The 14,934-nt window shown below is 48.8% G+C and carries 8 protein-coding genes and 1 pseudogene; all 9 read right to left on the bottom strand.

What is annotated here, in order from left to right:
* Positions 1–25: 25 nt before the first annotated feature.
* The 9 genes and pseudogenes from BQ5375_RS05085 to BQ5375_RS05125 all read right to left on the bottom strand — a co-directional run bounded on the left by BQ5375_RS05085 (position 26) and on the right by BQ5375_RS05125 (position 14,924).
* Positions 26–358, bottom strand: coding sequence for a plasmid mobilization protein (locus BQ5375_RS05085; RefSeq protein ID WP_002578947.1), 333 nt, complete (start codon positions 356–358; stop codon positions 26–28).
* A pseudogene (locus BQ5375_RS14680) lies at positions 358–8,683 on the bottom strand (LPD11 domain-containing protein). Before BQ5375_RS14680 ends, BQ5375_RS05085 begins: the two are co-directional and overlap by 1 nt.
* An 18-nt stretch (positions 8,684–8,701) precedes the next feature.
* Positions 8,702–8,908 carry a transposon-transfer assisting family protein gene (locus BQ5375_RS05095; protein WP_002578948.1) on the bottom strand — a complete coding sequence of 69 codons (207 nt, stop codon included), beginning with the start codon at positions 8,906–8,908 and terminating at the stop codon, positions 8,702–8,704.
* A complete protein-coding gene (locus BQ5375_RS05100) occupies positions 8,905–9,501 on the bottom strand; it encodes a YodL domain-containing protein (protein ID WP_002304389.1) in 597 nt (198 codons plus the stop codon). Before BQ5375_RS05100 ends, BQ5375_RS05095 begins: the two co-directional genes overlap by 4 nt.
* Before the next feature lie 13 nt (positions 9,502–9,514).
* Positions 9,515–10,360 (bottom strand): LPD16 domain-containing protein, encoded by an 846-nt coding sequence (locus BQ5375_RS05105; RefSeq protein WP_002304387.1) that lies wholly within the window; start codon positions 10,358–10,360, stop codon positions 9,515–9,517.
* A complete protein-coding gene (locus BQ5375_RS05110; protein WP_002578949.1) occupies positions 10,357–12,432 on the bottom strand; it encodes a DNA topoisomerase 3 in 2,076 nt (691 codons plus the stop codon). The genes BQ5375_RS05105 and BQ5375_RS05110 overlap by 4 nt, the downstream gene beginning before the upstream one ends.
* A gap of 177 nt (positions 12,433–12,609) precedes the next feature.
* Entirely contained in the window at positions 12,610–13,842 is a 1,233-nt protein-coding gene (locus BQ5375_RS05115) for an ATP-binding protein (RefSeq protein ID WP_002304383.1), read from the bottom strand.
* Between the two features lie 151 nt (positions 13,843–13,993).
* Positions 13,994–14,677 (bottom strand): DUF4366 domain-containing protein, encoded by a 684-nt coding sequence (locus BQ5375_RS05120; RefSeq protein WP_002578950.1) that lies wholly within the window; start codon positions 14,675–14,677, stop codon positions 13,994–13,996.
* Positions 14,667–14,924: a DUF4315 family protein gene (locus BQ5375_RS05125; RefSeq protein WP_002304378.1), complete on the bottom strand. Its 258-nt coding sequence runs from the start codon at positions 14,922–14,924 to the stop codon at positions 14,667–14,669. The genes BQ5375_RS05120 and BQ5375_RS05125 overlap by 11 nt, the downstream gene beginning before the upstream one ends.
* Between the last annotated feature and the right edge of the window lie 10 nt (positions 14,925–14,934).

A 14,934-nucleotide genomic window follows, 5' to 3' on the forward strand; every position in this document is an offset into this window, starting at 1 on the left:
TGCGACTTCCCAACAAGTTGTCGGATTACTGGATTGAGGACAGGCGAACAAGAACTTCTCTCATGTCCGTCCAGATCTCCTCCAGCCGTTTTTGCAAATCCTCAATGTCAGCACGATAGATGCTGCCTGTTTCGTTCGCTCGCTTTGCGTACTGGTTCAGGTTGTTGGAGCAGATTCGCAGGAGCGAAACCAGGGCTTTCACATCCTGCAAATCCAGTCTGATACAGTAACCATCCAGAGCCATTTTCCGCAGATAGGCTCCCATGCTGCGGATGCCAAGCTCGTCCATCTTCTCATGGATTCGCTCGACCTCCTCCTTGGATGCAAGGAAATGAACATCCTGATCTCGCTTTGCCATTACAACACCTCCTCACGGGTTTCAGAGTATTTTGCAGGCGGGATATGCTCCGCTTTGGATTTCAGATCAGCCAACACAGAAGGACGCTCTGACTCGCTTCTTTCGTCACGATTTTCCACAGAGTCCTCCATATTCAGGGCTGCATCCAGTTCTGCCAGTCGCTGACTTTTGGCTGTCAGCTCTGCTTCCTGCGGGAACGGTTTTCCAACCTCCGCCTTGGCTGCTTCCTGCTGATTGTAGAGATTATTCAACTGCTCATTGGCTCGTTCTAAGCGCTCAAGGATGCCTGCAAGGGCATTGTCCAGTCGGGTGATATTTCCTCGTGCGTCCGTTCCAAGGGCTACTCTGTGGCTCACAGCGCCCTTCAGGGTCACATCGAACTCGTTCCGGAAACTGTCAAACGAAAGCTCCATCTGAAAGCCACGGTAACTGCCAAGAGGAACCGGATCGGCACTTTTCGTGTCCTTACAAGCCGCAAGGAGGATTTCACCGGCATCTGCCTTTTCGGTGTAGGCTTTGCCCATGATTTCCATGCCGCAAAAGCCATCGGCAATCTGCGGGTGTGCTTCCACGGTTTTAATATCAGCTTCAAAGCCATGAATATAGCCTGTCTGCTTTTCAATCTCAGCCGGGAAGTATTTCAGAAGCTTATCTTCCATACGGTACTGCTGGCTCTGGTGGTCAGCTTTCAGCACCTTCAGCCTTGCCACATCAATGTCCAAGTCCATCTTTTCCTTGATAAGCGGATTGCCGGCACACAGCGCCTTGATCTCCGCATAGGACAGCGCCTGCTCATCCACATCGTCACAGGAGCGAACCGGTGATTTGGAGGTCATAATCTGAGAAATAAACTTCTGCTTGTTTTCCAAGGTCTGATACAGGTAGGCATCGAAGGTTCCCTCGGTCACATACTGATACACCTGAACCTCTTTGTTCCGGTTGCCCTGACGGATGATACGACCGTTTCTCTGGGTCATATCAGACGGACGCCAACCCACATCCAAGTGGTGAACTGCCACCAATTTGTCCTGGACGTTGGTTCCTGCACCCATCTTTTGCGTACTGCCAAGAAGCACTCGCACCTGCCCGGTACGAACCTTGGCAAAGAGGTCTTTTTTCTTTGCCTCGGTATCTGCATCATGGATAAAGGCAACTTCTTCCGCAGGCACACCGTTTGCAATCAGCTTGGTTTTGACATCATCATAGACATTGAAGGTTCCATCATTTTTCGGTGTGCTAAGGTCGCAGAACACCAACTGGGTCAATTTGTCAGCCTGACCGTCCTGCCAGATACGCAGGATATTTCCCACGCAGGCATTGAGCTTGCTGTCAGGGTCATCGGGTAACAGGGTGTTCATTAGCCGCTGATCCAGTCCCAATTTTCGTCCGTCGCTGGTAATCTTGAGCATATTATCGACGGACGGGTCTACAATACCGGCATGAACATCTGCTGCTCTCTCTGAAAGGGAAGCCACCATATCCTTCTGGTACTCAGAGGGCTGAACCACAACCGTTTCAAACTTTGCTTCGGGAACAGGGAGATGCAACTGGTCAGAGGTCTTGATGTCGGCAACCTCCTTGAACATATTCATCAGTTCAGGCAGGTTGAAGAACTTCGCAAATCGGGTTCTGGCACGATAGCCGGTTCCCTCCGGTGCAAGCTCAATCGCAGTTGTTGTTTCTCCGAAGGTCGATGCCCAGGAATCAAAATGGGTCAGGTTCTTTTGCTGGAGCGTACTGTACTGGAGATAGCGCATGACCGTATAAAGCTCGGTCATCGAGTTACTTACTGGAGTACCGGTTGCAAAGATCACACCACGCCCGCCGGTCAGCTCATCCATATAGCGGCACTTCATAAACATATCCGAAGATTTCTGGGCTTCGGAGGTGGACAGACCTGCCACATTTCGCATTTTTGTGTAGAGGAACAAATTCTTGAACGCATGGCTTTCGTCCACAAACAGCCGGTCTACACCCAACTGCTCAAAGGTAATGACATCATCTTTCTTGTCAGCGGCAAGGAGCTTGTCCAGTCTGGCTTCCAATGATTTTCGTGTTTTCTCCATCTGCTTGATCGTGAAGTTTTCGCCACGCTGCCATTTCAGCTCCGCAATCGCACCCTCGATCTCATCAATCTGCTCCCGCAGCTGCCGTTCCTGTCGTTCGGCAGAAAGCGGGATTTTTTCAAACTGGCTGTGACCGATGATGACTGCATCATAGTCACCCGTTGCGATACGAGCGCAGAACTTCTTACGGTTTGCTGTTTCAAAATCCTTCTTGGTGGCAACAAGGAGCTTGGCACTCGGATAGAGGTGCAGGAACTCGTTTGCCCACTGTAAGGTCAAGTGATTCGGCACAACGAACAGGGATTTCTGGCTCAATCCAAGCCGTTTACTCTCCATAGCCGATGCAGCCATCTCGAAGGTCTTGCCCGCACCAACTTCGTGTGCAAGCAGCGTATTTCCACCATATAGCACATGAGCGATAGCATTTCTCTGGTGTTCACGGAGGGTAATATCCGGGTTCATGCCGCCGAAACGGATATGAGAGCCATCATACTCACGAGGTCTGGTGGAGTTAAAAAGTTCGTTGTACTTGGTGGAAAGGGTTTCTCGTCTGTGCGGATCTCTCCAAATCCAATCTCGGAACGCATCCTTGATTGCCTGCTGTTTCTGCTGTGCCAGGGTAGTTTCTTTTTTATTGAGGACACGCTTCTGCTTACCATCTGCATCTTCAATCGTATCATAGATACGAATATCCTTCAGATTCAGCGTTTCCTCCAGAATCCGATATGCGTTGGCTCGCTCTGTACCGTAGGTGACATACGCCGCCACATCGTTGTAGTTGGGAGAACTCTTACCGTTGATGCGCCACTCTGCGGTCAGCTCGGAGAACTTGACCTCAATGGAACGGCGCAAGTAATACGGCGTTTCAAAGGTTTCCTCCATGAACTGCTGAATATAATCGGCATCAATCCATGTTGCACCCAAACGCACATCAATCTCGGACGCATCCAAGTCCTTCGGCTGTGCTTTCTGCAAGGCTTCCACATTGATGTGGAAGGAAGAATCCCTGTCTGCCGCCATCTGTGCGACACGCAGCTTGCTTCTTACATCACCGGAAAGGTAATCATCGGCAGTCTGCCATCCAACTTCCACAGCATCGGGAGCCATCGGGTCTTTGAAGATCACCCCTCGAAGCTCTGCCTGAATCGCATCGTATTCTCCAGGTGTTCCAAGCAGCTGTGCCATAAACGGCAAATCCACCTTGCCACGCTCACCGATAGAGATTGCCAGAGCTTCGGACGGCGTATCCACGCTCGTCACTCTGCGTTCCGGCTTGATGGTTCGCTTGGTGAACATATCCGCCTTGCTTTTCAGATTGCCGTCCTCATCCACATTTTCCAGAGAACACAGGAGATAGTAGGAGGAATCGTCAGCAAATGCCTGACCATTGGCTCGATTATTGATAAGCCCGTTCTTTGCGGCAAACGCATCGTAGGCATCATTCAGTTCTGCCTGTTTCTGAGTAATCATTTCATCCGGGTAATCCTCAAGCTGATATTCGATCAGCTCGTTGACGATACCACGAAGTTCCACCATGCCCATCACACGGTCTTTTGCTTTCTCATTCAGGTCTACACGGCGCATCAGGGAGTTTTCACGGAAGTACACATTGCCATCCACCACGGTATAAGAGAAATTCTTTACATCCGGGGTTGCAGGAATGGTTTCGATTTCCTTACCCTTGTCAGCTTCGGGAAGCTCCACAGCCTGATAGGTTCCTTGGATGTGGGAAACTGCTTCTTTCAGAAGTTCGGACAGTTCCATGCCCTCAATGGGACGCACTGTAATGTCCATGCCGTAGGCGGTACTTTCTTCCACCGTATCGCCCAGAACCATTTCAGGATGAGCGACAAAGTAGCTGTTCATGGTGTGTCCTTCTTCGGTGCGGTCAAGGTTTACCCATTCCGGTACAATGTCAATCGGATGGTCACGCTTTTGCAGGAACAGGATGTCGGACACGACTTCCGTGCCTGCGTTTTTCTTAAAGGCATCGTTTGGCAGACGGATTGCACCAAGCAGTTCCGCCCTCTGCGCCACGCCTTGCGTCAGAGTTCTTGGAATCCATGGTGTAACGGCTTGTCACAAAAGCGACCACACCACCGGGACGAACCTGATCCAAAGCCTTGGCAAAGAAATAGTTGTGAATGGAGAATCCCAGCTTGTCATACGGCTTGTCGGACACTTTGTAGTTGCCGAAAGGGACATTACCCACAGCCAGATCGTAAAAGTCTCGGCGGTCTGTCGTTTCAAAACCGGCTACTTTGATTTCTGCGTTGGGATAGAGCTTCTGAGCAATTCTGCCGGTGATGGAATCCAGTTCCACACCATACAAACGGCTGCTCTGCATTTCAGGAGGGAGCATACCAAAGAAGTTGCCGATACCCATAGCAGGCTCCAGAATATTTCCTGTTTCAAAGCCCATCTGTCCGACCGCATCGTAGATGGAGCGAATGACCGTAGGGCTGGTGTAATGTGCGTTCAGGGTGGAAGCTCTTGCCGCAGCATATTCATCTTCGGAAAGCAGGTTTTTCAGTGTCTGATACTCCTTCGCCCAATTTCCCTTGTCCGGGTCAAAGGCATCTGCCAGACCGCCCCAACCGACATAATTCGACAAAATCTCCTGTTCTTCGGTAGTGGCGTTCCTGTTCTCGCTTTCCAGTTTGAACAGAGTTTCAATGGCTGCGATGTTTCTTGCGAATTTCTGCTTCGGTCCACCTTCACCGATGTTGTCATCCGTGATGTGGAAGTTCACCGCAGGAACAGGTGGGATTTCTCTGGTGGTGATGGACTGCTCAAGCTGAGCGATAATGTCCATGACTTCGGCATTCTGCCATCCGTCCACCTGGGCATAATCCTGAATGATGGTGTCCTTTCCATCTACGCACTGTACGAAGTCCAGACTACCCGGCAGATCTCTGGTATTCATTGCACCCAGGGCTTTTCTCTGCGTGTCAGGAAGTGCATAGTAGGCTCGCAGGGCATCATCAAAGGAACTGTATTCCTTGATGTCCAGCGCACCCCGCTTCTGAATGTCCTCGGCAACATAAAAATGATCGATGAAGTGTTCCGGTTCCTGCTGTTCGGGTTCCGCACTGGCTCTGACCTGTGCGTGTGCCTTTTCGTCAGGGTAGTCCCCATAGATACGGATGCACTTATGCTCCTGCTGATCGTAAACGGCAGCACCATCGTACTTGAATCCGTCATCCTCCATGGTTCCGTCCACATAGCCCTGGGCAGCTTTTTCCGCTTCTTCCAGAGTGTAGTAGTCCAGTTTATCATCGAAGCCGTTTTCAAAGTGATGGTAGGCGGCAACCAGATAGCGGGGAGCCATGCGCTCCTCGTAGCTGTTAATCATCTCAGGTGTCAGCCATTCTGGTTTGTCGGGAATCATTTCATACAGCTCACGCATCTTGGCAATCTGTGCATGGCGGTTGCCTGCCCACAGATGCTTTTCGCTGTGCTGTCCTGCACCAAGGAAGTATTCGCAGTCCATACGCAGACGGTCTAACAGCTGATACTCAGGGGTGTAGTCCCTCGGTTCGGTTTTGCCCAGAAAATCCTCTGTAACGGGCTTTTCTTCGGTTTGGGCATCAACCCTTACCGCATGGTTTCTTTCGTCCTGAGAGAGCATACGCTCGAAATTCTCACGATTCTCGGCACGGAAGATGGGATAAGCAAGCGTAGGGTCACGCAGCTGAACTTCTCTGTCCGTGATCTGCTCCACACGGAAAGCTGTATCGTCCAGATATACCGTGTCACCGACCTGATAATTCCATTTCGGTTCCTCGGAAGCAGATGCTTCCACAACTTCGGCAGGCTCTGCCACAGGCGCTTCTGGCTGAACCGACTCCATCGCAGCTACGGACTGACGAACTTCCTCCAAATAGTCATTGGCAAGCCATTCGTCCGTGAAGTATTCCGTAACGCCTTCCGGGTCTACATAGTAGTCATCGGTCTGATTATCCCAGATCGCATACTCGCCATCCTCGGTATCAATCACTGCGAAACGGTCATAAACATCTTCCAACGGATCAGTTTTAGCTTCTTCGATAGCCTGTCGTTCCGCTTCTTCCTCCGGGCTGAGGTAGCGTCCCTTTCGTATCAGACCGTCGATTCTCTGCACCACCTGCGCCCAGGACATCTGCAATTTATCGCAACCGCTCTTGGTGTAAGCAACACCCTTGGCATCGTGATCCTGACCGCTGTGCGTTGCACCAGAGCAGGCATGGGAATGACCACCGGTTCCGTATTCATGCTTCAGGAAGTCCATCTTTTCCTTGGCAGAATGATTCTCCTGCCAGTAGTTATAAATACGGGCTTTACCACCGGAAAAGCCGCTTCCACGGGTCAAGTCTGCATTGACTTCATCATCCGTAATGAACTGGCGGACAAGGGGCATCTGCATCATATCGGTCTGATACTCACGCAAAGGCATATTCAACTCATACAGCTGTTTCTGAATGAGATTCAGCTTGTGATAGTGAAAACGAAGCAGATCGGGATTTTCCGCAAGGGTTTTTCTAAATTCCGAATACTGCTGTACCAAGGTTGCGTGGAAACGAGGGTCATCCAACTTTTCAGCCAAGTCTGCGGTTTCGTCAGGGAAACCACGAAACGGTTCCTGATGAAGAATTGCCAGATAGTTGCTGGAACGGGCTTCTTCACTCAAATCGTGATAAAGATGCCACAGGGATTCTGCCAACTTCTGACGCTCATATCCGGATGCTTCTACCAGTTCCACATTAGTTGCGAACCGACCATTTTCAAGCAGTTCTCCAATGCGCTCGGCAACCGTTTCCCAAGAAACGATCTGCGCTCTGGGGCTGTCAATGGCAGAGGAACCTTTGGCAAGGTGGATACCGTCCTCGGCATACCACGCACAGATATTCCCGCTATCTTCTTTCAGACCATAGCCGCCGTGATAGACCTGCTTTAAGGTCTGAACGATTTCTTCCAACGGCTTCTGCTTCATATATTCCAGCGCTACGACTTTTCGGGCTTCATCGGTATTGCTACCAAGCAGAAGGAAGTGGTCGATTTCTTCCTGGGCAAAAGAAAAAGCAGAGGGCGTAAAGCTCTCTGCTCGGTCGATAAAACTGATTTGTTCATTTTCGGAGAGGAAAAGGTTCAGACTCAGCTGTTGATAAGCTCCGTCATCACGACTTCCTCCGCCTGTGCTTTCAGGCTGTTCATGTGCTGCACCCACGCCATCTGCTGCGTTTCCTTGTCCGGTGCGGGGCTGTCCTTCAGGTACTGCTCCATCAGAAACTCCACTCTGGCTTTCGCTGTTTCCTCGATCTCCCACAGGTGCGGGAACAGGCTCTCCGTCAGAATCATGTCGTTCAGGAGCATCGGATTGTTCTGTTCCAAAAATGCTCGACGCATCCTGCCGTACTTGCCCAGAGGTTTCTCTCCCTCGTTCTCCAACTGAAGGTTCGGAATCTGATAATCTCCGGCCTGTCTGTAAGTCATCTCGCTCATAATCTGTACTCCTTTCGGTAGCTTTAATCTGCTCATGTTCTCCAATCGCTTTTTCGATTTCCTGAAACATCCTTGTGCTGATGGCATTCACCGCAGTACCAAGGGCATTTACCGTCTGTCTGGTGTTAAAATCAAACACCTTCTGGAAATCCTCATGCTCGAAGTAGTTGTCGGGACTTTCCACGAACCGGCAATACATCGTATAGGATACGCTGTTTGCCACCGCATTTTTGAAAGCTACTTCGATGTTGAGTTCATCATACTCCTCAAGGAAGCTGTTGGCAACGATGTCGAGGAACTGCTTTTTGTAATCGTCCCAATACTCAGCCGCCAGTGCGGATGCAATATCTTCAAGCTGTGCTTCCAGTACCCCGTCAGCGGCAACACCGAAGGTACGCTCCATCGCTTCCATGACATAGGAGCGGTTTTCAGGCGTCACCTCCCACGGTTTCAGTTCCGGGGAAGAACGGCGAACGCCGGTATCCGCCACATCAAACACATAGCGCAGATACGGTTTATCCCTGTTCATCACAAACAGAGCAATGCCGGTAGAGCCACGCTTTACATATCTGCGGTAATTTTCAGCGTTCCAGTCCTCATAGGGCTTGCAAAAGGTCGCATTGGGGCGCTGAGCATAAATCATCACCTGTTCCGGATAGGTGAACTCATAGTTGCGGGACATCGTTCTCAAAAACGAAGTCCAGTTATCTGTGTTCGAGGTGATTTTCCCAATCGTTTCTTTTGCTAATCCGGAATAAAATCGCTCTTTTGCGTTCATTGTATCCCTCCAATCCTATCAATCCGGATAAAGGTTCAGCTTCTCAAAGGCGGCATCGTCCATGGCTGAAACTTTACGGAGAACCGAGTCTGCCAAAGCAAAAAGCTCTGACTCGTCCTCCGAAAGCTGTTCCTTCATCAGTGTCAGTGCTTCACACAGCCCTGACCTTGTGCCAGGGCTGTAAAGCATCATCATGTTCCGCTCATCCTGTGTGAAATCCATCATTCAATCTCCCTTTCCGGGTGGCTCTTGGGCGGCTTATGGGAAACATCCGGCACGGGCTTTTCCTTTAACTGCTCCAACACCGAAGGACGTTCCTCTAATCCGGACGCTTTTCCGTTATTGATGATACCGTCAATCATCCCATAATCATCTTCCATTGCCATCTCTGCGTTTTTCAGGTAGTTTTCGGACTTCATAAAGTTTTCCAGCTTCTGAAACCCAACAGAATCTACATAGTGAAAGGATACCTCACCGACTACCTTTAAGGCTACGATGTCGCTGACCGACATACTGTGACCACGGAAATCATCCGGGTGGTCAATATTGAACTTTACATACAAATCTTCCAGCTGCCGATTCACATCCTCGGACATAGAAATGGAGCCATGATAGACCACCTCGTAACGGTCAATCTCAGGCTCCATTTCTTTCTTCTGAAGGTAGCTGTAATTTGCAAACATGAGCGGGATATTATCGTCTACATCTTCCCGCAGCTGAAGAATCGCATAGGAATCCGTGGGGCTTTCCAGAAAAGCAACCATTCTGTCATCCGGGGTGGTATTTCCGTGAACATCATCCCATTTTTCGTTTTTCATATCCGTGTCCTCCTTATCGTTCAGGCTCTTTGCGTTTGGGAGAGGGACTGGCAGGCGCAGCTTTTTCTGCGGCCTGTGCCAGTTTTTCCATGACCGACTCACGCTTCGGAGAGTCGAGCTTATCCAGCTGACTTTTCAGCACTTTGGCAACCTCAACCGCAGTTTCCTCACGGGCTTCTTCAATGGCTGTATTCAGGAACTCACGATACGGAGCCGTATTACCAGCGGCAAGATCTGCCTTGATTTCTTGGATATGCGCCTGCACATCATCGACCTGATCCATATATTCATAGGGGTCGAAGTTCTCTGCAAAACGGTCGAGCTTAAAAGCAAGCTCAGCGATAGGGTCATTGACCACCACCGCCTGTCTGCCGACTTCAAAAGCCTGCTCCATGACATCCTCATAGAACATTGCCCGCAGTTCCCGGCGCTCCAGCCCGAAGGATTCCAGAATATCCCGGCGGACTTCGAGCATGGACAGTTCAGGGTTATCAACCTGACCGCCATCAATCTCGTTGTAGTTTTCATCCAACAGGGTGTAGTCGTAACCATCTTCGCAGGTCTGCACCGCAAGGATTCTATCCTTTCCGACCTTCCATGCGGCTTCATCGCCCATAATCTCAGGCTCCGGCATATAGCTTGCGCCGTTGCGCTCCATAATTTCTGCAAACTGGCAGATATGAAACACATTGTATCCGATCTGCGTATGATACTCGTCAATGAAGGTGCAGGGCTTCACAACCATTTCATCCGGGTAGTGAATCTGCACACAGCTGCCATCGGGGATATGAAACAAATCCTTATAATGGCTGTCGATAAATCGGATTTCCTTACCATCCGGGTTGTACTCATTTGTCATTTGCGCTTTCCTCCATTTTCAAATTCCATACTGAACTTCGTTTTGCCATCATCTGATACCTCCATAAAGACGGTGGCATCAAAGGTGTTGCCCGTTCTTTCGGACTTGCAATTCTTGAGCTTTACCTTGCCGGAACCAAGCAATTTCTGCGCCGTGGCAGAAGTCATGCTCTTGCCGATGCTCGCAAAGTAGCGATTGTTTTTCCAGAGGGCAAATTTGCAAGCTCTGTTGGAACAGAAAAATGCCTTGGCTTTGTCCTCTACAGCACTGCCGCAGAGCGGGCATTTGCCGATAGAATTGGCTTCTTTCGACATCATAACCTCGGAATCACGGATTACTTCATAGTTCTGAATCAGACCGGCAATCACATCTTTGATCTCGTCCATAAAGTCCTCGCTGGCATATTCGCCTTTCTCAATGAGCAACAATTTTTCTTCCCAATCCGCCGTCATGGATGGGGACTGAATCTGTTCCGGCATGACTGTTACCAGAGCCGTACCCTTGTGGGTCGGAATCAGGTGTTTGGTTTTCTTATCACCCTTACGCTCCAGAAAACCGATGCGAACCAGCTTCTCAATGATACCGGCACGGGTCGCAGGCGTTCCCAAACCTTTGCGCTCCACCTCATCAGGCATTTCGTCCGCACCGGCAGTTTCCATAGCAGAAAGCAGAGTATCCTCGGTAAAGTGTTTAGGGGGAGATGTTTTCCCTTCCTTGATTTCCGTGCCGCTGACGGTCATTTCGTCACCAACGGAAACAGAAGGGAGTGTCTGCACGTTTTCGTCGGATTTTGTCGAATCATTTTTCTGAACCAGAGCTTTCCATCCATCCTGCACAACAGTTTTGCCTTTGGTGGAAAACACGGTACCGCCACAGTCCAGCTCAATAACTGTCTCTGCGTATCGGTGCGGATCGCCAACAGCTACGCACAACCGATTCGAGATCAGTTGCAAAATTGCAAGTTCACCCTTGGGAAGTTCGCTCAGATTGCATTTCTGCAATTCTCTGGTCGGAATGATGGCATGGTGATCTGTGACCTTTTTGTTATTCACAACCTGCTCTGCATGAACTGGTATGTTATCCACATCCTCCACGGGGAATGTGTGGAAAGCCAGCTTTACGAGGTCGGTCAGGCTATGTGCCATATCTTCCGTCAGAAACCTGCTGTCGGTACGGGGATAAGTGACCAGTTTCTTTTCATAGAGGTTCTGCGTGTAGTCCAAGGTCTGCTGTGCCGTGTAGCCAAGCACACGGTTGGCTTCTCTCTGTAAACTGGTCAGGTCATAGAGCGCAGGCGGCTTTTCTGTTTTCTCCTTACATTCAGCTTTCTGAACGATTGCCACCGAACAGCTTTGTTTGACAGCTTCGGCTGCTGCCTTGGTTTTGAAGCGTTCGCTTGCAGCCGTAAAACCATCCAATCCAATCTGAACTGTGTAGAACAGTTCAGGCTTGAATGCGGAAATGGCAGCTTCTCGCATAACAGCCATAGCAAGGGTAGGGGTCATAACACGACCAACATTCAGGGTCTGCCCGTAAAGGGTCGAAAAAAGTCGAGTAGCGTTAATACCAACAATCCAGTCGGCTCGTTCTCGACACAGTGCTGCTTCATACAAAGCATCATATTCCGTTCCAGACCTGAGATTTTCAAAGCCCTCCTTGATTGCTACATCTTCCATCGAGGAAATCCAAAGCCGCTCAAACGGCTTTCTGCACCCGGCTTTGTGGTACACCAACCGAAAGATCAGCTCGCCCTCACGACCGGCATCTGTTGCACACACAAGACTCGCAACATCTTCTCTGGCCATGAGCTTTTTCAGAATCCCAAACTGTTTTTTCGTACCGGCAGAAACCTCATACTGCCAGTCCATCGGGAAGATAGGAAGGTCTGCATAAGCCCATTTGCTGTACTTCGCATCATAGACTTCCGGCTGTGCCAGCTCCACCAAATGCCCTACACACCAGCTGACCACATATCCGTTTCCCTCTAAGTAGCCATCCTCACGCTTGGCAGCACCTAACACTTTGGCAATACTCTGTGCAACCGAAGGCTTTTCAGCCAAAACTAATTTCATTTGCATCTGCTCCTTTCACAAAAAAATAAGCAGCCACACACCGTAGTGCATGACTGCTATGTAAAAAGTTCGGAAAGGATTTTTGCAACCTGATACAATTTTCTGTTCTACAATCTCCGTCATAATAAAAATATCTCCATCATTTCAAAAGAGAATGACGGAGATATTTCACCTTGCTTATTCTTGTAGCAACCAATCGGCTATATCGTGAATTTCGATTCCTTCATAGCTATATTGGGGATGTTTGGTTCTGGCAATAATCATTTTCGGATAAGCGTCTCGAATCTGAAGCAGAGGAGAGCATTCTCTCTCAAATGTTTCCTGCCCGGAAATGTTGTCGCTGACCTGAATATAAATCTTTTCGCTACCTCTCTGAGCAACAAAGTCGATTTCCTTTTGATAGAGCTTGCCGACATAGACATCATATCCACGGCGAAGAAGCTCGATACAAACAACGTTTTCATATACTCTGCCATAGTCTATATTTCTGCTTCCCAGTATTGCATATCGAATACCGCTGTCACACAAATAGAACTTTTCAGAGCTTTCAAGGTATTTCTTACCTCGGATGTCATATCTCTTAATATCATAAAATACAAAAGCATTGCACAAATACTTAATGTACTTGCCGACGGTTACATGATTGGTTGGAGTCTCATTTGCTGTCAGTAGCTGACTGACCTTATTCGGAGAAGTCAGGTTGCTGATATTATCCATAAGGAACTCGCTCAGACGTTGTAAAACCAAAGTGTCCGGGAGAGTATATTTCTGTACCAAATCCCTTGTAACAATCGTTTCGTAGACCTCTTTGATATAGTTTGTTCTGTCTTTTTCGGTTCTATAAGCATAGGAACCTGCTAAACCGCCCTTGATAGCGTACTCATCAAAGAGCTTATCTTTGTCACTAATATCATCATAATACTGGCAATATTCCTGGAAGCTGAAAGGAAACACATGAATTTCAATATAGCGTCCGGTAAACAGAGTTGCCAGATCTGCACTCAACAGGAAAGCATTAGAGCCTGTTACATAGATGTCGTATTTTCCCTTAGAGTACAGGCTATTGATTGCCAACTCAAACTTGGGACACATCTGAACCTCGTCTACAAACAGGTAGTTCGTTTTTCCTTCCTGATAATGTTCTTCCACATAGGCGTGTAAGGCATGGTATTCCTTGATTTCTTCATACGCCAAATCCATGAAGTCGATGAAGATAATATTGATGTTTTCAAAATTGCTTTTCAGATACGCAATATACGCCTGCATCAATTTGGACTTACCAGATCGACGAATGCCCGTGATGATCTTGATGTCAGGAGTACCATTCAGTTCAATGATTCTATCGAGATATTTTGCTCTCGTGATTGTTTTCATATAGTCACCCGCTTTCAAAAATTGAAGTTTTTTCATTTCTCGAAACCGCTTCGCTGTACTTATTATACTGTCTGCTAATAGTATATGCAAGATGTCACTTTCAAAAACGCAAATTTTTTTATTTTTTGAAAGCGGAAACTATGTAAAGGCAACCCGAAGGCTGCCCCAGGCATCAAGCCTATCCTGTTTACACAGGTTCATTATCATCTTCATCGACGGAGCTATCTTCATCGTCGTCCTCAAACTCCGGATCGTACCCATAGTCCTCGTCATCGTCCACATAATCAGCATCTGGGTCAGGCTTTGCCGCTTCCTGTGCCTTCTTCTTTTCCTGGACTTTCTTAAATACGAAGAATCCACCACCACAGGCAAGCACAATCAGAGTAAGAATCGCCGGGAGCATATTTGTGGATTTCGGCTTTTCCTCCGGTGTCGGTTCTGTAATTTCAGGAACTGTTTCAACTACTTCCGGCTTTGTTTCCTCAACCGGCTTGGTGAACTCTGCAACTTCTTCCTCGTCCATCAGCTTGAGCAGGTCGGCTTCATCCACCTGATTCAGAAAATGCACGGTTTCCTCGCCCTTATCATCACGGTCAATGATGATATAGAAGTAGTTTCCGTTTTTGGTTACAGCGGTAATGAACTGCTTTCCGCTTTTCGTAGGCGAGCCAGCGTCATCAACCAAAGTCAGATTGCCGTCGGGAGTAAGCGGTAGCATCGGCTCCTCCGGCTCTGTTTCGGGAACTTTTTCTTCGACCGCAGGTTCTTCAGTCGCTACGCTTTCATCTACATAGGCAAATGCCGTTGTAGAAAACACGCCAAAACACATTGCACACGCCAGCAATGCGGCTCCAATTTTCTTAAATCTCATTCTGCGTTTCCTCCTCATTCATAGTATTGATCGTATCAGGCTTCGGAGCCATATCCGCAGCAAACATACGGAGCAGCTCGGAAAGCTGTTCGGGATTCAGGTTCGCAGCATGAACCATCTCATGGATTTCGGAATTTTCCTCCTCACGGTATCTGCGTTCCAGGTCTTTCACCTTAGCATCCCATTCTGCCCGTTTCTTACGGGCTTTTTCAAGGTCTGCACCTATTCTGTCTAACTTGGCACTCAATCGCCATCCC

The organism is Negativibacillus massiliensis (assembly GCF_900148495.1).
In the GTDB taxonomy this organism is placed as follows: Bacteria; Bacillota; Clostridia; order Oscillospirales; family Ruminococcaceae; genus Negativibacillus; species Negativibacillus massiliensis.